At 74.2% G+C, this 20,524-nt stretch carries 20 protein-coding genes and 2 tRNA genes; 8 read left to right on the top strand and 14 right to left on the bottom strand.

The genetic code is table 11. The features are described from left to right. Window positions 1–44: 44 nt before the first annotated feature. The 7 genes from MLUT_RS13465 to MLUT_RS13435 form a co-directional block, all read right to left on the bottom strand. Window positions 45–836, bottom strand: coding sequence for an ABC transporter ATP-binding protein (locus MLUT_RS13465; RefSeq protein ID WP_012750741.1), 792 nt, complete (start codon window positions 834–836; stop codon window positions 45–47). Then, window positions 829–1,818: an ABC transporter permease gene (locus MLUT_RS13460; RefSeq protein WP_010079443.1), complete on the bottom strand. Its 990-nt coding sequence runs from the start codon at window positions 1,816–1,818 to the stop codon at window positions 829–831. Before MLUT_RS13460 ends, MLUT_RS13465 begins: the two co-directional genes overlap by 8 nt. Before the next feature lie 130 nt (window positions 1,819–1,948). Continuing rightward, window positions 1,949–2,959 carry an ABC transporter substrate-binding protein gene (locus MLUT_RS13455; RefSeq protein WP_010079444.1) on the bottom strand — a complete coding sequence of 337 codons (1,011 nt, stop codon included), beginning with the start codon at window positions 2,957–2,959 and terminating at the stop codon, window positions 1,949–1,951. Between the two features lie 233 nt (window positions 2,960–3,192). Continuing rightward, window positions 3,193–4,182 (bottom strand): 23S rRNA (guanosine(2251)-2'-O)-methyltransferase RlmB, encoded by a 990-nt coding sequence (gene rlmB / locus MLUT_RS13450; protein ID WP_010079445.1) that lies wholly within the window; start codon window positions 4,180–4,182, stop codon window positions 3,193–3,195. A 74-nt stretch (window positions 4,183–4,256) separates the two neighbouring features. After that, on the bottom strand, window positions 4,257–5,714 hold the full coding sequence (gene cysS, locus MLUT_RS13445) for a cysteine--tRNA ligase (protein ID WP_010079446.1): 1,458 nt from the start codon (window positions 5,712–5,714) through the stop codon (window positions 4,257–4,259). A gap of 73 nt (window positions 5,715–5,787) precedes the next feature. After that, the gene (gene ispF / locus MLUT_RS13440) at window positions 5,788–7,089 is read right to left on the bottom strand and encodes a 2-C-methyl-D-erythritol 2,4-cyclodiphosphate synthase (protein ID WP_012750740.1); all 1,302 of its coding nucleotides are present in this window, start codon (window positions 7,087–7,089) and stop codon (window positions 5,788–5,790) included. 131 nt (window positions 7,090–7,220) lie between these two features. Continuing rightward, window positions 7,221–7,703 carry a CarD family transcriptional regulator gene (locus tag MLUT_RS13435; protein WP_002858073.1) on the bottom strand — a complete coding sequence of 161 codons (483 nt, stop codon included), beginning with the start codon at window positions 7,701–7,703 and terminating at the stop codon, window positions 7,221–7,223. A gap of 201 nt (window positions 7,704–7,904) precedes the next feature. Between MLUT_RS13435 and MLUT_RS13430 the strand changes: the two genes are divergently transcribed. Next, window positions 7,905–8,456, top strand: coding sequence for a hypothetical protein (locus MLUT_RS13430; RefSeq protein ID WP_010079450.1), 552 nt, complete (start codon window positions 7,905–7,907; stop codon window positions 8,454–8,456). Between the two features lie 91 nt (window positions 8,457–8,547). Here the strand turns inward: MLUT_RS13430 and MLUT_RS13425 are convergent, their stop codons facing one another. Next, the gene (locus MLUT_RS13425; RefSeq protein ID WP_002858071.1) at window positions 8,548–9,228 is read right to left on the bottom strand and encodes a response regulator; all 681 of its coding nucleotides are present in this window, start codon (window positions 9,226–9,228) and stop codon (window positions 8,548–8,550) included. Continuing rightward, window positions 9,225–10,454: a sensor histidine kinase gene (locus MLUT_RS13420; RefSeq protein WP_010079451.1), complete on the bottom strand. Its 1,230-nt coding sequence runs from the start codon at window positions 10,452–10,454 to the stop codon at window positions 9,225–9,227. Before MLUT_RS13420 ends, MLUT_RS13425 begins: the two co-directional genes overlap by 4 nt. A gap of 163 nt (window positions 10,455–10,617) precedes the next feature. On the opposite strand from MLUT_RS13420, the gene phoU reads away from it, so the two are divergent. Next, entirely contained in the window at window positions 10,618–11,286 is a 669-nt protein-coding gene (gene phoU / locus MLUT_RS13415; RefSeq protein WP_010079452.1) for a phosphate signaling complex protein PhoU, read from the top strand. A 61-nt stretch (window positions 11,287–11,347) separates the two neighbouring features. On the opposite strand, the gene MLUT_RS13410 is transcribed toward phoU, so the two are convergent. Beyond that, window positions 11,348–12,106: a phosphoglyceromutase gene (locus MLUT_RS13410; RefSeq protein ID WP_010079453.1), complete on the bottom strand. Its 759-nt coding sequence runs from the start codon at window positions 12,104–12,106 to the stop codon at window positions 11,348–11,350. A gap of 49 nt (window positions 12,107–12,155) precedes the next feature. On the opposite strand from MLUT_RS13410, the gene MLUT_RS13405 reads away from it, so the two are divergent. Next, window positions 12,156–12,998 (top strand): hypothetical protein, encoded by an 843-nt coding sequence (locus tag MLUT_RS13405; protein ID WP_010079454.1) that lies wholly within the window; start codon window positions 12,156–12,158, stop codon window positions 12,996–12,998. A 25-nt stretch (window positions 12,999–13,023) separates the two neighbouring features. On the opposite strand, the gene MLUT_RS13400 is transcribed toward MLUT_RS13405, so the two are convergent. Further along, complete coding sequence (locus tag MLUT_RS13400; RefSeq protein WP_012750739.1) at window positions 13,024–13,320, bottom strand: DUF2516 family protein; 297 nt, start codon at window positions 13,318–13,320, stop codon at window positions 13,024–13,026. A gap of 81 nt (window positions 13,321–13,401) precedes the next feature. On the opposite strand from MLUT_RS13400, the gene tmk reads away from it, so the two are divergent. Together tmk and MLUT_RS13390 are read left to right on the top strand one after the other, a co-directional pair. Then, complete coding sequence (tmk, locus tag MLUT_RS13395; protein WP_010079456.1) at window positions 13,402–14,061, top strand: dTMP kinase; 660 nt, start codon at window positions 13,402–13,404, stop codon at window positions 14,059–14,061. Further along, complete coding sequence (locus tag MLUT_RS13390; RefSeq protein ID WP_010079457.1) at window positions 14,058–15,248, top strand: DNA polymerase III subunit delta'; 1,191 nt, start codon at window positions 14,058–14,060, stop codon at window positions 15,246–15,248. The genes tmk and MLUT_RS13390 overlap by 4 nt, the downstream gene beginning before the upstream one ends. 29 nt (window positions 15,249–15,277) lie before the next feature. On the opposite strand, the gene MLUT_RS13385 is transcribed toward MLUT_RS13390, so the two are convergent. Beyond that, a complete protein-coding gene (locus tag MLUT_RS13385; RefSeq protein WP_012750738.1) occupies window positions 15,278–16,012 on the bottom strand; it encodes an HAD family hydrolase in 735 nt (244 codons plus the stop codon). Between the two features lie 182 nt (window positions 16,013–16,194). On the opposite strand from MLUT_RS13385, the gene MLUT_RS13380 reads away from it, so the two are divergent. Next, window positions 16,195–16,268, top strand: a tRNA-Thr gene (locus MLUT_RS13380). 74 nt (window positions 16,269–16,342) lie between these two features. Here MLUT_RS13380 and MLUT_RS13375 read toward each other — a convergent pair. After that, window positions 16,343–16,792, bottom strand: coding sequence for a hypothetical protein (locus tag MLUT_RS13375; protein WP_010079459.1), 450 nt, complete (start codon window positions 16,790–16,792; stop codon window positions 16,343–16,345). After that, the gene (locus MLUT_RS13370) at window positions 16,789–17,850 is read right to left on the bottom strand and encodes an NAD(P)H-quinone oxidoreductase (protein WP_010079460.1); all 1,062 of its coding nucleotides are present in this window, start codon (window positions 17,848–17,850) and stop codon (window positions 16,789–16,791) included. The genes MLUT_RS13375 and MLUT_RS13370 overlap by 4 nt, the downstream gene beginning before the upstream one ends. 135 nt (window positions 17,851–17,985) lie before the next feature. On the opposite strand from MLUT_RS13370, the gene MLUT_RS13365 reads away from it, so the two are divergent. Both MLUT_RS13365 and MLUT_RS13360 read left to right on the top strand, forming a co-directional pair. Continuing rightward, window positions 17,986–18,073, top strand: a tRNA-Ser gene (locus tag MLUT_RS13365). Between the two features lie 142 nt (window positions 18,074–18,215). Next, window positions 18,216–20,468: a 5'-nucleotidase C-terminal domain-containing protein gene (locus MLUT_RS13360; RefSeq protein WP_010079461.1), complete on the top strand. Its 2,253-nt coding sequence runs from the start codon at window positions 18,216–18,218 to the stop codon at window positions 20,466–20,468. The last annotated feature ends 56 nt before the right edge of the window (window positions 20,469–20,524 follow it).

Here is a 20,524-nt window from a genome sequence, read left to right as displayed (position 1 = left end):
GGGGCGGAGGGGCGGGCCGGGGACGGGGAGGCCGGACGGAGCGCTCAGGACAGCATGGTCTTGTCGTCCACGACGGCGCCCTTGATCTTGCCGAACTCGGCCAACAGGTCCGCCGGGGTGCGCCCGGCCTTCTCCTGCTCGTCCAGCTCGAGGATGATCCGGCCGTCGTGCATCATGATCAGCCGGTTGCCGACCTCGAGGGCCTGGGACATGTTGTGCGTGACCATCAGCGTGGTGAGCCGGTGCTCGGCCACCACCTGCCGGGTCAGGCGGGTCACCAGCTCCGCCCGGGACGGGTCCAGGGCGGCGGTGTGCTCGTCCAGCAGCAGGATCTTCGGGCCGGAGAACGTGGCCATGAGCAGGCTCAACGCCTGACGCTGGCCCCCGGAGAGCAGCCCCACCTTGGCGGTGAGGCGGTTCTCCAGGCCGAGTTCGAGCTTCGTGAGCTCGTCGCGGAACATCGCGCGCCGGGCGCGGGAGACGCCCCGCGAGAGCCCGCGGGCGTGCCCGCGTCGCCAGGCCAGGGCCATGTTCTCCTCGATCGTGAGGTTCGGGGCCGTGCCCGCCGTCGGGTCCTGGAACACCCGGCCGATCGAGGCCGCGCGGCGGTGGTCCGGCATGCGGGTGACGTCCTTGCCGCCCACGGCCACGGTGCCGGTGTCCGGGAGCAGCTTGCCTGCGATCGTGTTCAGGATCGTGGACTTGCCGGCGCCGTTCGAGCCGATCACGGTGACGAAGTCGCCCTCGGCCAGGTGCAGGTCGATGTCCTGCAGCGCGCGCCGCTCGTTGACGGTGTTCGGGAAGAAGGTCTTGGAGACCTGCGAGATCTCAAGCACGGGGGGCCTCCTCGGGGGCGGATGCGGCGGGGGTGGCGCCGCCCGGCTCGCCGGTCAGGGGCATGCCGGCGGTGGCCGGTGCGGCGGCGGCCGGCCCCGGGGTCGCGGCCGTGCCCCGAGTGCGCAGGCTCAGGCGCTTGGCGAAGCCGAAGCGCGGCAGCAGCAGGGCCACGACGACGAGAGCCGCGGAGATCAGCTTCATGTCGTTCGGGCTCAGGCCCGCGTTGAGGGCGAACTGGATGATCAGGCGGTAGAGCACGGCGCCGACGATCACGGCGAGCGTCGCCCAGAAGACCGTGCGCTGGCCGAACACGGCCTGGCCCACGATCACGGACGCCAGGCCCACGAGGATGAGGCCGATGCCCATGGAGATGTCCGCGAAGCCCTGGTACATGGCCAGCAGGGAGCCGCCGAGGGCCACGAGGCCGTTGGAGATCATGAGGCCGAGGATCTTCATCCGGTCCGTGGAGACGCCGTACGAGCGGATCATCTCCTCGTTGTCACCGGTCGCCTGCAGGGCGAGGCCCAGGTCCGTGTGCAGGAACCAGTCGAGGATCAGCTTCACCACGAACACGCCGAGGAAGAGCACGAGGATCGAGCCCCAGTTCCGGGCCAGGCCCAGGTCGTCGAGCCACGTGAACAGGGTGTCCTGGCCGAGCAGGGGGATGTTGGCCTTGCCCATGATCCGCAGGTTGATCGAGTAGAGCGCGATCATCGTGAGGATGCCGGCGAGCAGGCCGTCGATCCGGCCCTTGGTGTGCAGCAGGCCGGTGACGAGGCCCGCGAGCGCGCCCGCCACGAAGGCGGCGAGCATGGCCAGGGGCACCGGCGTGCCGCCCGTGATGAGCACGGCGGCCGTGGCGGCGCCGGTGGTGAACGAGCCGTCCACCGTGAGGTCGGGGAAGTCGAGGATGCGGAAGGTCAGGTACACGCCGAGCGCGACGACGGCGTAGATCAGACCCAGTTCCACTGCGGTCAGCATGGGGTGGGTGCCTTTCGGGCGGTGCGAGGGGGACGGACGACGGCGGGACGGGGTGGGCCGGCCGCCGACGTGCTCCGCGGCGGCCCGGACCCCGTGGTCCGGGCCGCCGCGGAGGCGGGCAGGCGCGGGATCAGCCCTCGACGAGCTGGTCGGCCCTGTCCGTGAGCTCGGCGGGGATCTCGACGCCGTAGGCCTCGGCGGCCGTCGGGTTCAGCACGAGCTGCAGGTTGGCCGGGTCGGCGTAGCCCACGGGCAGCTCGGCCGGCTTCGCGCCGTCCTTGAGGATCTTCACGGCCATCTCGCCGGCCTGCTTGCCGTGCGCCGTGTAGTCGATGCCGTACGTGCCCAGGGCGCCGCGCTCGACGGAGTCGATGTCCGCCGAGATGACGGGGACGCGCTGCTCCTTGCCGTAGCCCACCACGGTCTCCAGCGCCGAGACGACGGCGTTGTCCGTGGGCACGTAGATGCCGTCCACGCCGGACAGGGACTGCACGCCCTGCTGGACCTCGGACGAGTTGGTGATGGTGGCCTCCTTGACCTCGAGGCCCAGCTCCTTGCCGGCCTCCTTGGCCTGGTCCACCTGGACCTTGGAGTTGGCCTCGCCGGAGTTGTAGACGATGCCGACGGTCGTGGCGTCCGGCTTCACGTCCTTGAGCAGCTGCAGCTGCTCCTTGACCGGGTTGCGGTCCGAGACGCCGGTGACGTTGCCGCCCGGGGCCTCGTCCGAGGCCACGAGCTCGGCGCCCTTGGGGTCGGTGACCGCCATGAACACGACCGGCTTGTCCTTCACGGCCGAGGCGGTGCCCTGCGCGGCGGGGGTCGCGATGGCGGCCACGAGGTCCACGTCCGCGTCGTTGGCGAAGGTGGAGGCGATGGAGGTGACCGTGGCCTGCTCGTTCTGGGCGTTCTGCTCCTCGAACGTCACGTCCAGGCCGGCGTCCTCGAACGCCTCCTTGAAGCCCTCGGCCGCGCCGTCGAGCGCCGGGTGGGAGACGAGCTGGTTGATGCCCACGGTGTAGGAGCCGTCGCCGCCGGCGGCGGAGGACGAGCCGGAGCCGCCGGAGCCGGAGTCGCCGCACGCCGTGAGCCCGAGGGCGGCGAGGGCGAGGGCGGCGGTGAGGGGGAGGGAGCGGTGCTTCATGAGACGGACCTCGTTCTGATGGTGCGGTGCGGGATGCGCTCGCCGACGGGGGCCCGTCGGACACAGTGCAGACACTGTGCGCGGTGACACGCATCACAGGCAAGACGTGCGCGTATCCACGCGACATCCTGCCATGTGATCGGCGTCACTGTAGACACTCTGCCCCCGCCGGCGCCGTGTGCGACACCCGCGTCCCCGCCTGGCCGTCATCCCGGGCGGGGGCGCCGTGGAGGTCAGCGCCCGCCGGCGCGCTGCACCGAGATCTCGTACAGGGAGATGCCCACCGCCATCGAGGCGTTGAGGGACTCCATCGTCGAGTCGATCGGGATGGACACGATCTGCTGGCAGTGCTCCCGCACCATGCGGGACAGACCCTTGCCCTCGGCCCCCACCACGAGCACGAGCGGCTCCGTGGCCAGGGCGAGCCCGGGCAGGCAGACGTCCCCGCCGCCGTCGAGACCCAGCACGAAGTAACCGGCCTTGTGCAGGTCGACGAGGGTGGTGTTCAGGTTGCCGGCCTGGGCCACGGGCACCCGCGCGGCCGCGCCGGCCGAGGTGCGCCAGGCGGTGGCGGTCACGCCGACGGAGCGCCGCTCGGGCACGATCACGCCGTCCGCGTCGAACGCGGAGCCGGCCCGGATGATGGCGCCGAGGTTGCGGGGGTCGGTGATGCCGTCGAGCGCGATCAGCAGCGGCGGTGTCCGCAGGTGCCCCTTCTCGTGCTTCGCGAGCGCGTCGAGGGCCAGGGCCGTGGCGTCCGCGTACTCATAGGGCGGGATCTGCAGCACGATGCCCTGGTGCACGGCCTCCCCGGAGAGGCGGTCCAGCTCCGGCTTGGTGTTCTCCAGGACCGGCACGCCCTGCTCGAGGCAGAGGCGCAGGGCCTCCTTGACGCGGTCGTCCATCTCGATGCGCACGGCCACGTGCAGCGCCTTGGCGGGGATGCCCGCGCGCAGCGCCTCGAGCACGGGGTTGCGGCCGGAGACCGTCTCATCCGTGAGCTTCACGCGGCCGCGGACCTGGTCCGTCACGGAGCCGCGCTTGGCGGCCGAGCGCTCGGCCAGCTGCTTGGCACGGTGTGCCTTGTGGTAGACCCGGTCCTCGGCCTTGGGGGTGGGTCCGCGGCCCTCGAGCGCCTTGCGACCGTGGCCGCCGGTGCCCTTCATGGGGCCCTTCTTGCCCTTGGGCTTGCGGGATCCGCCGGAGCGGGGGGCGGTGGACATGGCGGGACTCCTGCGTGCCGGGGACGGGGGCGGCGGCACGCGGGGCGCCGCCGGATCGCCCTCCAGTCTAGGTGTCAGTCCGCCAGGCGCCATGTGGCGCCGTCGGCACCGTCCTCCACCACGACGCCGGCCGCGGCCAGCGCGTCCCGGATGCGGTCCGCGGTGGCCCAGTCCTTGTCCGCGCGGGCCTGCGCCCGCGCCTCGATCTGCGAGCGGACGAGCGAGTCGAGTGCGTCCGACACCGGGCCGGCCGCGGCGTCGTCGCCCTCGGGCACGTCGTCCAGGCCCAGCACCGCGGTCATGGCCTCCACCTCGGCCAGGCGGGCGGCCGCGGCGTCGAGGTCCTGCCCGGCCAGCGCCGAGTTGCCGGCGCGCACGGCCTCGTGCAGGGCCGCGAGCGCCTGGGGCACGTTGAGGTCGTCCTCCATGGCGGTGCGGAAGGCGGCGGGCACGCGGTCCGCGAGCGCCCCGTCGGGGGCGGGCGGGACGGCGCCGGCGGCGCGGGCGCGGGCCGTGAAGCCCTCGATGCGCTCGACGACGGCCTCGGCCTCGTCGAGGGCGCCGGGCCGGTAGTCGAGCTGGGAGCGGTAGTGGGCCTGCCCCAGGAAGTAGCGCACCGCCGTCGGGCGGGCCATGCCGAGCATCTCCTCGGGGGAGATCGTGTTGCCCACGGACTTGGACATCTTCTCGCCGCCGTAGGTGACGAGCCCGTTGTGCAGCCAGAAGCGGGCGAAGCCGTCCCCGGCGGCCGCCGACTGGGCCAGCTCGTTCTCGTGGTGCGGGAACCGCAGGTCCAGGCCGCCGCCGTGGATGTCGAACTCGGCGCCGAGGTACTTCGTGGACATGGCCGAGCACTCCAGGTGCCATCCGGGGCGGCCGGCTCCCCAGGGCGACTCCCACACGGCGGTGGCGGGCTCACCGGGCTTGGCGCCCTTCCACAGGGCGAAGTCGTGGGGGTCGCGCTTGCCGCGCGGGTCGGCGTCGGGCGCGTCCTGCATGTCCTCCACGCGCTGGCGGGTGAGCTCGCCGTAGCGCTCCCAGGACCGGACGTCGAAGTAGACGTCGCCCGAGCCGTCCTGCGCGGGGTAGGCGTGGCCGCGCTCCATCAGGCGCTCGATGAGCGCGAACATCTCGGGCACGTGGCCGGTGGCGCGCGGCTCGTAGGTGGGACGGCGGACGCCGAGGGCGAGGTAGGCGGCGTCGAATGCCTTCTCGAACCGGTAGGCCAGGGCCCACCACGGCTCGCGGGCCGGGTAGAGGTCCGAGGCCTCGAAGCCGGCCTCGTGGGAGGCGGCCGAGCGGTCGAGGATCTTGTCGTCGATGTCCGTCACGTTCCGCACCGAGGTGACGCGCAGCCCGGTGGCCTCGAGCCAGCGGATGAGGATGTCGAACACGATCGCGCTGCGCACGTGGCCCACGTGCGGCATGCCCTGCACCGTGGCCCCGCAGTAGTACACCGACGCCTCGCCGGGCACGAGGGGCTCGAAGTCCCGGATCTGCGCGGTGCGGGTGTCGTAGAAGCGCTGGGCCATGGGGGCGCGGTCCTTCCGGAGGGGCGGGGTCCTGACGGGGCTCTGCCAGCCTAGTCGGTGCGCCGGCGCGGGCTCAGGCCGCAGGGACGACGAGCGCGGTCGCGATCCCGACCAGCCCCTCCCTGCGCCCGATGAACCCCAGCCGGTCCGTGGTGGCGGCGGAGACGGACACGGGGGCCCCGCCGAGGGCGGCGGACAGGGCGGCCTCCATCTCCGCGCGGCGCGTGCCCACCTTGGGCCGGGGCGCGACCACCTGGACCGCCACGTTCCCGACGGCGAGGCCCGCCTCCGTCAGCAGGCGCAGCACCTCGCGGAGCATGTCCGCGCCGGAGGCGTCCGCCATCTCGGGCCGGTCGACGCCGAACACGGCCCCGAGGTCGCCGAGGCCGGCGGCGGAGAGCAGGGCGTTGCACGCCGCGTGGGCGACCACGTCCCCGTCCGAGGTCGCGGCCACGCCCCGCTCGCCGGGCCAGTGGATGCCGCCGAGCCACAGGGGCCGGGGGGCGTCCTCGGGTGCCCACGCGTGCACGTCGGTGCCGATCCCCACGCGCGGCAGGGGGGCGGGCGCGGCGGCGGGGCGGGCGGGCTGGTCCATGGGAGCCTCCTCCTGGGGGGCGCGGCGGGCGAGCTCGAGGCGGGCGAGGTCGAGGTCGCCAGGGGCGGTGACCTTGAACGCGGCCGGGTCGCCGGGCACCACCACGACCTCGTGCCCCGCGGCCTCCATGACCATCGCGTCGTCGGTGAGCGCCGCGGCGTCGAGCGTGGGGTCCGCGCGCACGGCCTCGTGGGCCGCCAGCAGGGTGTCCAGGTCGAAGCCCTGCGGCGTCTGGATCGCGCGCAGTCCGGCGCGGGCCGGCGTGGCCGCGACGACGTCGACCCCGCCCCGGCCGGGGGTGACCTGCTTGACGGTGTCCGTCAGCGGCAGGCCCGGGACCGCGGCGACCGCGCCGGTCTCGAGCGCCGCCGTGACGGCCCCGAACACGCTCGGCGGGGTCAGCGCGCGGGCCGCGTCGTGGACGAGGACACGGCGGGGCGCCCCCGCCGGGGCGAAGTCGGCCAGAGCGCGGGAGGCCGCGGCGAGTCCGGCGCGGACCGAGTCCGCGCGCTCGGCGCCGCCGGGCACGCAGTGCACGGGCACGTCCAGGCGCGGGCCGGCGTCGACCTCGGCGGCCACGCGGCCGGCGTCGACCTCCGTCGGCGGGGTGAGCACCACGACGGCGTCCAGGGCGAGCCCGGCGGCGCGCGCGGCGGCGACGGACTCCAGGCAGTGGCGCAGGAGGGTGCGCCCGTCCGCGAGGGGGGCGAGGGCCTTGGGCAGCCCGGCGCCGAGGCGGGTGCCGGCGCCGGCGGCGGCGATCACGAGGGCGGTGGGCATGGCCTCATCCTAGGGAGCGCGCCGGTACCCGTGGCCCGGGACCCCCAGGGCGGCGCCGGACGGGCCGGGGACGAGACAGGGGAGGGGCCCGCGTCGTGGACGCGGACCCCTCCCCGGCCGTGTGCTGCCCGTCAGCCCTCGAGCACCTTGTCCAGGCGACCCTCGGCCTCCTCCTCGGTGACCTTCTTGGCCAGCGCCAGCTCGGACACGAGCACCTGGCGGGCCTTCGAGAGCATGCGCTTCTCACCGGCGGACAGGCCTCGGTCCTGATCGCGGCGCCACAGGTCGCGGACGACCTCGGCCACCTTGTTGACGTCGCCGCTGGCGAGCTTCTCCAGGTTCGCCTTGTAGCGGCGGGACCAGTTGGTCGGCTCCTCCACGTGCTCGGCGCGCAGGACCTCCATGACGTGTTCGAGTCCCTCCGCATCCACGACGTCACGCACGCCGACGAGGTCGACGTTCTCCGCAGGGACCTCGATGGTCAGGTCTCCCTGCGCCACCTTGAGCTTGAGGTACATCTTCTCCTCCCCCTTGATGGTGCGCATCTTGATCTCCTCGATCCGCGCAGCACCGTGATGGGGGTAGACGACGGTCTCTCCGACCTCAAAAACCATGTTGTTGTGCCCCTTTCAGTCGTCTCATTCTATCATGCGGCCTCGTCATGCCGCGCGTGCCGTCACCTCTTCGGCCCCCGGATGTGATAGTGGACGACCCAGCGCCACAGGCCGGCCGGCGTCCCGGGATGCGGTAGCCTGACCTCGCAGGGCCCCTGCCTCGGGGCACCTGAGCACGTCATCGCACCTGAGGAGACCTCTGTGAAGAACGCATCCCGGCCCGCCCGGCGCCACCTCGCCGCAGGTGCGCTGGCCGCGGTCGCCCTGCTGGGCGCCACCGGCTGCTCCGCCTTCAACCCGATCGCCACCGCCATCCCGTACTCCCCCTCGGACGGCATCAACGGCCAGGAGCAGGACTTCCTGAGCTACCGCAACCTCGCCCTCGTCGGCGACGGCGAGTCGGGTCCCGCCCGCCTGATCGGCACCGTGGAGAACACCTCCGGCCAGGACCAGACCTACACCTTCCAGGCCGAGGGCGGCAGCTCCGCGACCCTGAGGGTCCCCGCCGGCGAGAGCCGCAAGCTCGAGGACGACGCGAACACGACCGTCCTGGAGCGCGAGGGCGTGTGGGTCGGCGAGATCCTGCCCGTGACCGTCTCCGGCAACGGCGGCACCGCCGACCTGGCCGTCCCGCTGCTGAGCGCCACCCAGGAGCAGTACCGTGACCTGCTCCCCGAGGGCGTCGAGCCCGCAGACGAGGATCTCGTCGGGCACCTCCACGAGGAGACCCACCACTACGGCGAGGAGCACTGACCTCCGTCGGGCCCGCGCCCGGCACGCCACGGCCCCGGCCCCACCGCGAGGTGGAGCCGGGGCCGTCGTCGTCCCGGGAGGAGCGCGCCGGTCAGGCCTCGAACTTGTAGCCCAGGCCGCGCACCGTGACGAGGTAGCGGGGGCTCGAGGGATCGGGCTCGATCTTGGAGCGCAGGCGCTTCACGTGCACGTCGAGGGTCTTGGTGTCCCCCACGTAGTCGGAGCCCCACACGCGGTCGATCAGCTGGCCGCGGGTGAGCACGCGCCCGGCGTTGCGCAGCAGCATCTCCAGCAGCTCGAACTCCTTGAGCGGCAGGGACACCTGCTCGCCGTCCACGGAGACGACGTGCCGCTCGACGTCCATGCGCACGGGGCCGGCGCTGATGGTCGCCGACATCGGCTCCTCCTGCTCCCCCTGACGGCGCAGCACGGCGCGGACGCGGGCCACCAGCTCACGCGAGGAGTACGGCTTGGTCACGTAGTCGTCCGCCCCGAGCTCGAGGCCGACGACCTTGTCGATCTCCGAGTCCTTCGCGGTCAGCATGATCACGGGGACGTTGGAGCGCTGGCGCACCTGACGGCACACCTCGGTGCCGGACATCCCCGGGAGCATCAGGTCCAGGAGGATCAGGTCCGCGCTGTCGCGCTCGAAGACGCTCAGCGCCTCGTTGCCGTCGGCGGCGACGGTGACCTCGAACCCCTCCTTCTCCAGGAGGTAGGACAGGGGGTCGCTGAACGACTCCTCGTCCTCCACGATCAGAATGCGGCTCATGCGCTCGTCTCCTTCCGGGTCGGGGGTGCGGCCGAGGCGGTCACCCGGTGACCGCGCCGCTCGGTGACGTGGGCGGCGCCCGGCGCGCCGTCGACGGCGACACCGTCCCCCCACTCGGGCAGGCGGATGGTGAAGGTCGACCCGCGGCCCGGCTGGGACCAGAGGGTGACCTCCCCTCCGTGGTTGATGACGACGTGCTTGACGATGCTCAGCCCCAGGCCCGTGCCGCCCGTCTGGCGTGACCGCGCCGCGTCCACGCGGTAGAAGCGTTCGAAGACCCGCTCCTGCTCCTCCGGGCTGATGCCGATGCCCTGGTCCGTGACGGTGACCTGCGCGAGCCCGTCCACGGAGCTCAGGCCGATGCCCACCGTGGTGCCCTCCGGGGAGTAGCGCACCGCGTTGTCTACCAGGTTGCGCACCGCGGTCATCAGCTGGTCCTGGTCCCCGTGCACCACCGCGTCCACGCGGCCGCCCACGCGCAGCGCGATGCCGCGGTCCTCGGCGGTCAGACGCAGGCGGTCCACGGCGTCGGCGACGACGGCGTTGAGGTCCACGGGCCCTCCGTCCTGGACCACGTCCTTGGCCTGCAGCCGGGAGAACTCGATGATGTCCTGCACGAGGGCCGTGAGCCGGCGGGACTCGACGCCCAGCCGTGCGGCGAAGCGACGCACCGCCTCGTCGTCCTCCGCGGCGTCGCCGATGGCCTCGGAGAGCAGGGAGATGGCACCCACCGGCGTCTTGAGCTCGTGCGAGACGTTGACGACGAAGTCGTGGCGCATGGCCTCGGTGCGGGTCACGTCCGTGCGGTCGTCGGCGAGGATCAGGATGTACTCCTCGTCCAGCGGGGCCACGCGCAGCTCGACGACGAGGCTCGACTGCCCGAGGGGTCCTCGGGGCAGCTCCATGCGGCGCTCGACGATGACGCCGTCGGCCCGCACGGTCCGCGTGAGCTCCCGCAGCTGGTCCTGGACGAGCGAGTGCCCCCGCACGAGGCCGAGGGCGTAGGCCGCGGGGTTCGCGCGCACCACGCCGTCGACGTCGTCCACCACCGCGTACGCGCGGCCGACCACGGAGAGGACCTCGGCGGCGCCCGGCGCCAGGGTGGGTTCGCCGACCGTCAGGTCCACCGTCCGCGAGCGCTCGGACGCCCGGAAGGCCAGCATGGAGGCCACTCCGGTGAACAGTCCGACCGCTCCGCACAGCAGGCCGATGATGACGGGATCCACGGCACCAGACTAGCCTCTGGCGGCCCGGAGACGGGCTGCCCAGGCCTCGCCAGACGCCGGACGATCGGCGTTCATGGGCCGTTCATCTTGCCCTGCCAGGATGGGCCGCTGCCCCGCGGACTCGGGGTCGGCGGCGCACGGGCGTCGCCGGGGAGAGGAGACCATGCGCGAGCTCTACCGAGCCGACCTCGAACGGCTGGGCCGCGACCTGACCGAGATCGCCCGCCTCGTGCACCGCGCCGTGATGGACGCGCAGGCCGCCCTCGAGGCGGCCGACGTGCACGGCGCCGAACGGGTCATCTCGGAGGACGCGCGGATCGACCAGCTGCAGGAGTCCCTCGACGAGCAGGCCGTGCGCATCCTGGCGCTGCAGGCGCCCGTGGCCACGGACCTGCGCACCGTCGTCGCCACGCTGCGGATGAGCTCCTCGCTCGAGCGCATGGGCGACCTCGCCCGCCACGTGGCCCAGCTGACCCGGCTGCGCTACCCCGAGCACGTCATCCCGGAACCGGTCCGGACCGTGTTCACCGCGATGTGCGACGCCGCCGTGGAGGTGGCCGAGGAGGTCGTCCTGCTGCTCGAAACCCAGGACCTGGCGCACGGGGACCGGATCGACGCCCTCAACGAGGACGTCAACGCGCTGCACGTGTCCGTCTTCCGCGCGATCGCCGCCCCGGACTGGAGCGCGACGCCGGCCACCACCACGGACGTCACGCTGGCCTCCCGCTACCTCGAGCGGTTCACGGACCACGGCCTGTCCGTGGCCGCCAAGGTGCGCTATCTCGTCACGGGCGAGTGGGCGACCCACCGCCCGGACGCCACCGGCTCCTGACGTCCCCGCCGTCACGGGCCGGGCCCCCGAGCGGGGGCCCGGCCCGTCGTCGTCGGGCGCGTCAGTGCGCGGAGCCCTGGGCGGCCACGGCGGCGGCGCCGGCCGCGGCGGCCTCCGGGTCGAGGTAGCGGCCGTTCGCGGTGATCGGCTTGAAGTTCTGGTCCAGCTCGTAGACCAGCGGGATGCCCGTCGGGATGTTCAGGCCCGCGATGTCCTCGTCCGAGATGCCGTCCAGGTGCTTGACCAGCGCGCGCAGCGAGTTGCCGTGCGCGGCGATCAGCACGGTCTTGCCGGCCTTGAGGTCGGGCAGGACCTGCTCCTCCCAGTAGGGCAGCAGGCGGTCGATGACCTGCTTGAGGGCCTCGGTGCGGGGGGCGTCCTTGCCCAGGTCCGCGTAGCGCTCGTCGCCGGCCTGGGAGAACTCGGAGTCGTCGTCCAGGGCGGGCGGCGGGGTGTCGAAGGAGCGGCGCCAGACCATGAACTGCTCCTCGCCGAACTCCTCCTTCACCTGGGCCTTGTCCTTTCCCTGGAGGGCGCCGTAGTGGCGCTCGTTCAGGCGCCAGCTGCGCTTGACCGGGATCCACTGGCGGTCCGCGGCCTCGAGGGCCAGGTTGGCCGTGGTGATGGCGCGCTTGAGCAGGGACGTGTGGACCACGTCCGGGTGGATGCCCTCCGCCTCCAGCAGCTCACCGCCGCGGGCGGCCTCGGCGCGCCCCTTCTCGGTCAGCGGGACGTCCACCCAGCCGGTGAACAGGTTCTTCTCGTTCCATTCGCTCTGACCGTGCCGCAGCAGGACCAGCGTGTACGTGGTGTTCGCCATGTCACCATCCTAGGCGGCCCCGTCCCGCCGCTCCCCTACGCTGGAGCCCATGGTGGAGAAGACCCGGCGGCTGCGCGCGGGCACGACGCCCGGCCCAGTCCCGGCACGGGGCCCGCAGGGCCACATCACCCGCGGCACGACGGCGGCGCAGCGGATGCGCCGGGTGGACCGCTGGCTCACGGACGTGCACGGGCCCCTGCTGCGGCGCACTCCCCGCCCGCTGGCCGTGGACCTGGGCTTCGGTGCGGAGCCGGTGACCGCCGTCGAGATGGCCGAGCGGCTGCGCGTGCAGAACCCGGCCCTCGAGCTGGTGGGCCTCGAGATCGACCCCGCTCGGGTGGCCCGGGCCCGGGAGCGGGCCGGCGACCTGCCGGGGGTCACCTGGGCGGTCGGCGGCTTCGAGCTGCCCGTGCCGCGGCCGCCCACCGTGGTGCGCGCGTTCAATGTGCTGCGCCAGTACCGGGAGGAGGACGTGCCCGCGATCTGGTCCCTGCTGTGCGCGGGGCTCGCCGACGACGGCGTCCTCGTGGAGGGCACGTGCTCCGAGGACGGTCGGCGGGCGGCCTGGGTGGATCTGCGCCGGGACGGGCCGGCGAGCCTGACCGTGGCCCTCAGGCTGGGGTCCTTCGCCCGCCCCTCGGACGTGGCGGCGCGCCTGCCGAAGGTCCTCATCCACCGGCACGTGCCCGGCGAGCCCGTCCATCGGCTCCTGGCGGAGGCCGACGCCGCGTGGGCCGCGCACGCCCCGCTCGCGGCCTACGGGACGCGGCAGCGGTGGCTGGCGACGGTCGGCACGCTGCGCTCGGCGGGCTGGCCCGTGCTGGGCGGCCCGCACCAGTGGCGGCGCGGGGAGCTGAGCGTGCGCTGGGCGGCGGTGGCGCCGTCGTCATGAGGGCGCCGCCGACGGCGCGGGTCCCTCAGCGGCGCAGGGCCGGGCCCATGTCCTGGCGGGGGCCGGCGAGGTAGACGCACGCCACGCACGCGGCCACGAGGCCGAACATGCCCATCCCGCCGCCCGCGAGCACGCCGAGGAGCCCGACGACGGCGGCGACGCCGGTCAGGATCAGCCAGAAGCTCCTGTCCCGGCCCCCGATGCGGGCGAAGTCGTCGGGGCGGCGCCGGACGACATCCACCAGCGCCCAGACCTCGAGCACGAGCGCGGCGATCGCCAGGACGCGGAACAGCCAGTGGTCGAAGAGGAGGGCGACGTGCATGGGGGCGCTCATGCCGGTCAGTCTAGGCGGTCGGCCCGGCCGGGTTCCTTCCCCGTCCGGGGCGGCGTCTAGGCTCGAGGCGTGAGCACCCAGACCGAGCATCGCGGCCTGTTCGTCGCCGTCGAGGGGCCGGACGGATCCGGCAAGTCCACCCAGGCCCGCGCCCTGACCGAGGCCCTGCGCGCCGCGGGCCACGAGGTGGTGCTCACGCGCGAGCCCGGCGGCTCGGACCTGGGTGAGACGCTGCGGGAGCTGCTGCTGGACCCCGAGCACGCCCCCGTGGACCCCCGCACCGAGGCGCTGCTGTTCGCCGCGGCCCGGTCCGCCCACGCCGTCCGCACGCTGCGCCCCGCGCTGGCCCGGGGCGCCGTCGTCGTCACGGACCGGTATGTGGACTCGTCCGTGGCCTATCAGGGCGCGGCGCGCGGGCTGGGCGAGGCGCGGATCGCCGCCCTGAACGAGTGGGCCACGGACGGCCTCGTCCCCGATCTGACGGTGCTGATCGACGTGGACGCGGCCACCGCCGCGGACCGGCGTGACCGCCGCGCGGCGGGGGGCGAGGGCGCACCCGACCGCATGGAGCGGGAGACGGCGGACCGGCACGAGGCCCTGCGCGCCGCCTTCCTCGCGCGCGCGGCGGCCGCGCCCGAGCGGTACCTCGTGCTCGACGGCGCGCTGCCGCCGCAGGAGCTCACCGCCCGCGCGCTGGCCCGCGTCACCGCCCAGGCGGCCGACCGATGACGGCCCCCGCCCCCGCCGTGTTCGCGGACCTCGCGGGCCAGGAGGCCGCGGTGGCCCAGCTGCGCCGCGCCGCGGCCGCGGACCGTCCCACCCACGCCTGGATGTTCACGGGCCCGCCCGGTTCCGGCCGGTCGACGGCGGCGCGCGCGTTCGCCGCGGCCCTGCAGTGCGAGGTCGCGGACCCGGCGGCGCGCGGCTGTGGCGAGTGCCACGCATGCCGCACCGTCCTCGGCGGCACCCACCCGGACGTGACCGTGCTGGCCACCGAGGCGGTGAGCTATCGGATCGAGGACGTCCGCGCCCTCGTGGAGGCCGGCCAGTCCACCCCCGCGACCGGGCGCTGGCGGATCTTCCTCATGGAGGACGCGGACCGCATGACGGAGCGCGCCACGAACGTGCTCCTCAAGGCCATCGAGGAGCCGCCGGCCCGCACGATCTGGATGCTGTGCACCCCGTCCCCCGCGGACGTGCTCCCCACCGTCCGCTCCCGCTGCCGTCTGATCACGCTGAGCATCCCCGCCGTGGAGCAGGTGGCGGAGCTGCTGCACCGCCGCGACGGGCTGGACCGCGAGACGGCGCTCACCACCGCCCGGATCTCCCAGTCGCACGTGGGCATGGCCCGCCGCCTCGCGCGGGACCCGGAGGCCCTCGAACGCCGCGAGCGCATCCTCTCCCTGCCGCTCCAGGCCACCGCCGTCTCCGACGCGATGGCCCTGGCCGCCACGTTGGCCGAGGTGTCCAAGGCCGAGGCCGAGTCCGCCGCCGAGGCCCGGGACGCCGAGGAGCTCGAGGCGCTGCGCCGCTCCCTGGGCCTCGAGCCCGTCGAGCCCGTCCCGCCCAAGCTCCGCCACCACGTCAAACGGCTCGAGGAGGACCAGACCCGCCGGCGGCGCCGCGCCGTCCGGGACTCGCTGGACCGGGCCATGATCGACGTCATGGGCCTGTTCCGGGATGTGCTGCGCGTGCAGCTGGGGGCCGACGGCGAGCTCATCAACGAGCACCGCCGGGGCGAGATCGAGGCGTACGCCCGCGGCGCCGCCGGTGACTCGGCCGAGGTGCTCGCCCGGATCGACGCCGTCGCCACGGCCCGCGGGCGCATCGCCGCCAACGTGCCGGAGCAGCTGGCCCTCGAAGCCCTGATGCTGGCGCTGCTGCCCCGGCGAGTGCGCACCCCGCGACGTCGCTGAGCGGCCGCGCGGGGTGGACCGGCGCCGGCTCAGCGGGTGCGGGCCACCAGGTCCGGCACGTCGGCCAGGCCCGGCACCACCCGGTCCGCGCCCGCCGCCAGCAGGACGTCGTCCGCGTCGCGACCCGTGCGCACGCCGACCACGAGTCCGGCCCCCGCGCGGCGCCCGGCCGTCATGTCCTCCGCGGTGTCCCCGACCACGAGGACGCTGCGGACGTCGTCGAGGTCGAGACCGAGCAGGGCGGTGAGGATCATGTCCGGGTAGGGGACGCCGCGGCCGGCGTCGTCCGGGGACAGGCTCAGATCCCCCAGGCCCATCCACCCCAGCGACTCGAGGATCATGTTCTGGGTGTGGCGGGCGTAGCCGGTGCAGAGGCACACGTGGAGGCCGAGGGCGCGCAGGCGGACGAGCGCCTCCTCCGCACCCGGCACGGCCTGGACGCCGTGCTGGCCCAACAGCGCGTCGAAGGTCGCCTCGAACGTGCGGGTCGCCGCCGCGGCCACCGCCCGGTCGGCGAACACGCGGGGGAACACGGCCGTGCGCGAGGTGGGCCGGAGCGCACGGAACCGCCGCGCGGCGTCGTCGTGCTCCGGCGTGCCCGCCGGGACGCCGTGCTGGTCCAACGTGCGGGCGAACGCCGTGTCCTGGAGCCCGTGCTCCACGATGGACGTGCCGGACATGTCCACCACGGCCAGGCGGAGGGGCACGGCTGACGAGGCCGCGGCGGGGGGTGCCGGGGTGCGAGGGGCGTGGGGCAGGCTCATGCGTCTCCCGTCGACGGTGTGTGCCCACCAGGGAACCGTCCCCGTCTGGCCGCGGCATGGCCCGGGGGTGAACGCCCGCAGAAGGGGCGGGCCACACTCGGTGGCCCGCGCACCCGGCCGCGCGGTGGAATCGGGGCCGCGAAACCGGTATGCTCGTCAGCCGTGGCCGTTGACGGTCACGTGCCTCCTTAGCTCAGCTGGCCAGAGCAGCTCCCTCGTAAAGAGCAGGTCGCCGGTTCGAATCCGGCAGGGGGCTCCCCCGGACCCCGCCGCGTGATCACGCGGCGGGGTCCTCTCGTCTCCGGGCCGGCCCTCCGGGGCGCGCCGCCGTCAGAGCCCGGCTCCCAGCTCCTCCGCCCGGTCCAGGTGGCCGAGGGTGCGTTCGGCGTGCCGGCCGACCGACTCCGCCGAACCCTGACCGAGCCGGTACAGGGCGAGGGCCTGGGCGGTGGCCGCCAGCTCGTGCGCGGCGCGGGAGAGCTCACGGTGGACGTCGGCGGCCTCGGCCGGGATGTGCTCGCCGTCGCCCTCGTGGTCCCGGTGCAGGCGGGCGCACAGGGCACGGACCGCGGGGAGCCGTTCCGTGAGGACGTTGCCGGCGTGGACCACGCCGTTGCGCTCCTCGGGGCTCAGCACGTCCGTACCCCGCTGGCCCTCCAGCACCTGCCAGTAGCGGTCCAGGGCCCGGCCGAGGCGGTCGTGGGCACGGCGCCACAGCCCCGTGCCGAGCTCGCGGTCGTCGGCACGCTCCTGACGGAAGCGTGCGAAGGGCCCCCTCATGCGCGGTCGCCGGACGGCCGGCGCGCATCGGCGGGGTCGGTGACGAGCACGACCTTGCCCGTGCGGGTGGCGGAGTCGAACCAGTCGAACGCCTCGGCGGCCTCGGCGAGCGGGAAGCACGCCCCGACGCTCGCGTCGATGCGGCCCGCCGCCACCAGGGGCCACACGGCACGTTCGGCCGCGGCCACGATCCCGGCCTTGTCCACGACCGAGCGGGAGCGGAGCGTCGCCCCCGTGAGCCAGCCGCGCTTGACCACCAGCTTCATGATGTTGAAGTCCTCCGGGACGGCGCCGCCCTGGACCGCGAGCGTCACGATGCGTCCCTCGGGGGCGAGCGCGGACACGTTGGGTGCCAGGTACGGGGCGCCGACGACGTCGAGGATGACGTCCGCGCCGTGGCCGTCCGTGACCTCCTTGACCCACGGGGCGAAGGCACCGGACTCGGCGGCGCGGTGGTCGAACATGTGCTCGGCGCCCAGCCGCCGGCCGAGCGCCACCTTCTCCGGGCCGCCGGCGGTGCCCAGCACCCGTGCGGCGAGCGCGGTGAGGAACTGGACGGCGAAGGAGCCGATGCCGCCGGTGGCGCCGTGCACGAGCACCCGGTCCCCGGCCTGGACGCCTGCCCGGCCCACGAGCGTCGAGTGCACCGTGCAGGCCACCTCCGGCAGGGCCGCCGCCTCGACGAGTCCGACGCCGTCGGGGACGGCCATGAGCTGGCCCGCCGGCACGGCGACGTACTCGGCGAAGCCGCCGCCGGCCAGGAGCGCGCACACCCGGTCACCGACGGCGAAGCGCCCCTCACCCGGCATCCCGGCCTCGGGTCCCAGCGCCGCCACGGTGCCGGAGACCTCGAGCCCGGGGATCTCGGAGGCGCCGCGCGGCGGCGGATAGCGGCCCTCGCGCTGCGCGATGTCCGCGCGGTTGAGACCCGCGGCGGCCACCTGCACCAGCACCTCGCCCGGGCCGGGGTCTGGCACGGGCTCCTGGCCCACGCGGACGACGCCGTTGCCGCCGGCCCCGGTGAATCGCACGGCGTGCATCTGTGCGGGGACGTCCATGGGGTCTCCTCCTCTGGTCGGGGGTCGAGGGTCCATCCTCGCGCGCGGGGGCCGGACTCGCCACCGGTCGCCCGCCGGGCCACGGGCTAGAGTGGGTCCTCGACGCGGCGGCCCACGCCGTCGCTGTCAGGCCCGGGATGGTTGTCCGAGCGGCCGAAGGAGCCGGTCTTGAAAACCGGTGCGCGGTGACCCCGTGCCGAGGGTTCGAATCCCTCACCATCCGCGTGCACACGACGAGAGGCGGCGGGCCGGACGGCCCGCCGCCTCTCGTTCACCTGGGGGCCACCTGGATGTGGTGGACTCGGCGCGTCACCCCGCCGTCCACCGGCGGCGCACCTCTGTCATCACGCATCCCGGGGAGAGCCATGCCCAGCCTGTTCCGCCGCCGTGCCGTCACCACGGCCGCCTGCACCGTCCTCGTCCTCGCGCCCGCGAGTGCGGCGCCCGCCCTGGCCGTCGAGACGGCCGCCGCGGACGAGACCACCATCTCGATCCTGTCCTTCAACGACTTCCACGGCGCGCTGTCCGGGGACTACATCGGCACGCAGTTCGCGGACACCGTGGAGGACTACCGCACCGCGTTCGAGGCCGAGCACGGCGCCGGCTCCACGCTGCTGACCAGCGCCGGCGACCTGATCGGCGGCTCGAAGTCCGTGTCCAACGTGCAGCAGGACAACCCGACGATCGACGTGATGAACGCGCTCGGCCTGGCCTCGCTGACCGCCGGCAACCACGAGTTCGACAAGGGCCTGGACGACCTGCAGGGCCGCGTGGAGTCCCGGGCCCAGTTCCCGGTGCTCTCCGCCAACCTGGTGGACCCGACGAGCAAGGAGCCCGTCCTCACCTCGCACGCCGTCTTCGACGTCGACGGCGTGCGCGTCGCCGTCATCGGCGCCTCCCCCAACGAGCTGTACGCGACCACCACCGGCGCGGGTCTGAAGGGCAACGAGGTCCTCGACGAGGTCGCCGCCGTGAACGCGGTCGCCGACGAGCTGGCGGCCCAGGACGCCGCCGACGTGATCGTGGCCTCGTACCACGACGGCGCCGCCGGTGCGGGCGAGCTGGCCGCAGAGCGGGCGGCCCGGGCCGAGTTCGACCGGATCGTCGGCGAGACCTCCTCCGCCGTGGACGTCATCTTCAACGCCCACACCCACCAGCTCTACCAGTACGACACCACGGCCGGCGGCGCCCACCGCCCCGTGATCCAGGCGGGCGCCTCCGGCAGCCACCTGGCCGCCGTCGAGCTGACCGTGGGCGCCGACGGCGAGGTCACCGGACTCACCCCGCGCCTGCTGACCCGGTCCACGCAGGCCCCCGCCGAGGCCGCCGCGGAATCCCCCGTCACCGCCCAGGTGTACGCGATCGAGCAGGAGGCCGTCGCGGTCTTCGAGGACCTGCAGGGCGAGGTCGTGGCCGACCTGTCCGCCTCCATCACCACGGACTACCAGAAGCTGATCGACGCCGGCGGCTCCTGGAAGGCCGGCGGCACGCGCGCCGCCGAGACCACCCTGGGCACCTGGGTGGGCGACGCCGTCAAGCACGCCGCCGAGCAGGCGAACCCCGAGGTGGACCTCGGCGTGACCAACCCCGGCGGCCTGCGCTCCGAGCTGCTGACGGACCGCTTCACCGACGGCGGCGCGTTCCCGGCCAAGCCGGCCGACCTCGTCGGTCGCCTCACCCTGGGCGAGCTGCTCGACATGGCGCCGTTCGGCAACACCATCACCTACTTCGACATCCCGGGCTCCTCCATCAAGCTGGCCCTCGAGGAGAACTGGCGGAACGACGTGCGCAAGTTCACCCTCGGCTGGTCCGAGGAGCTGACCTGGACCTACGACGAGTCCCGCCCGCAGGGGGACAAGGTGACCGGCGTGTGGATCGACGGCGAGCCGCTCCAGGCGGACCGCATGTACACGGTGGCCAGCCAGTCGTTCCTGGCCGACGACACCTGGACGACGCTCGGGGACCCGACCAAGGCCCCCGACGGCTACACCGCCTTCGCGACCGGCCGCCAGAACTTCGTGAACATGGGCCTGCTGGACTCCCAGGCGATCACGGACTACGCCCGCGCCCAGGACGCGGCCCACGGCGCCGTCGCCCCGGACTTCGGCAAGAACGGCGTGCCGGTCACCGACGCCCCCGCCTCGGTCGAGGCCGGGCAGGCCGTCGGCCTGACCCTCGGGGACCTCGTGGTGGACTCCGACGGCGCCCCCGCGGCGACCGCGGTCGACGTCGCCTTCCGCACGACCGACGGTGCCGAGACCGCCCTGGGCACCGTGGCAGTCCCCACGGGTTCCGAGACCGTCACGCTCTCCGGGATCACCGCCCCCGCCGCTGCGGGCACGGGCGAGCTCGTGATGACCGTGCGCTACGCCGACGGCAGCACGACCGTGGTGCGCCATGCCCTCGAGGTCACCGCGGCCCCGACCCCCACCGAGCCGGAGCAGCCCGCCCCGACCCACCCGGGCAAGGGCCATGACAAGGGCGCCGACCACCCGGGCAAGGGCCGCGTGAAGGGCGAGGACCACCCGGGCAAGGGCCGCGGCGTGCAGCGCGGCGCCGCCACGCACCCCGTCTTCTCCGCCCATGCCTGGCTGACCGCCGCGGGCCTGCCGCGCTGACCCATCGAGAGAGATCGAGACGAGGACGACATGACCCCCTGCCCCGCTTCGCCGCG

The sequence above is a fragment of the Micrococcus luteus NCTC 2665 genome (genome assembly GCF_000023205.1).
In the GTDB taxonomy this organism is placed as follows: domain Bacteria; phylum Actinomycetota; class Actinomycetes; order Actinomycetales; family Micrococcaceae; genus Micrococcus; species Micrococcus luteus.
Note: the sequence above shows the minus strand (reverse complement) of the source record. Positions and strands in the feature narration are given on the sequence as shown.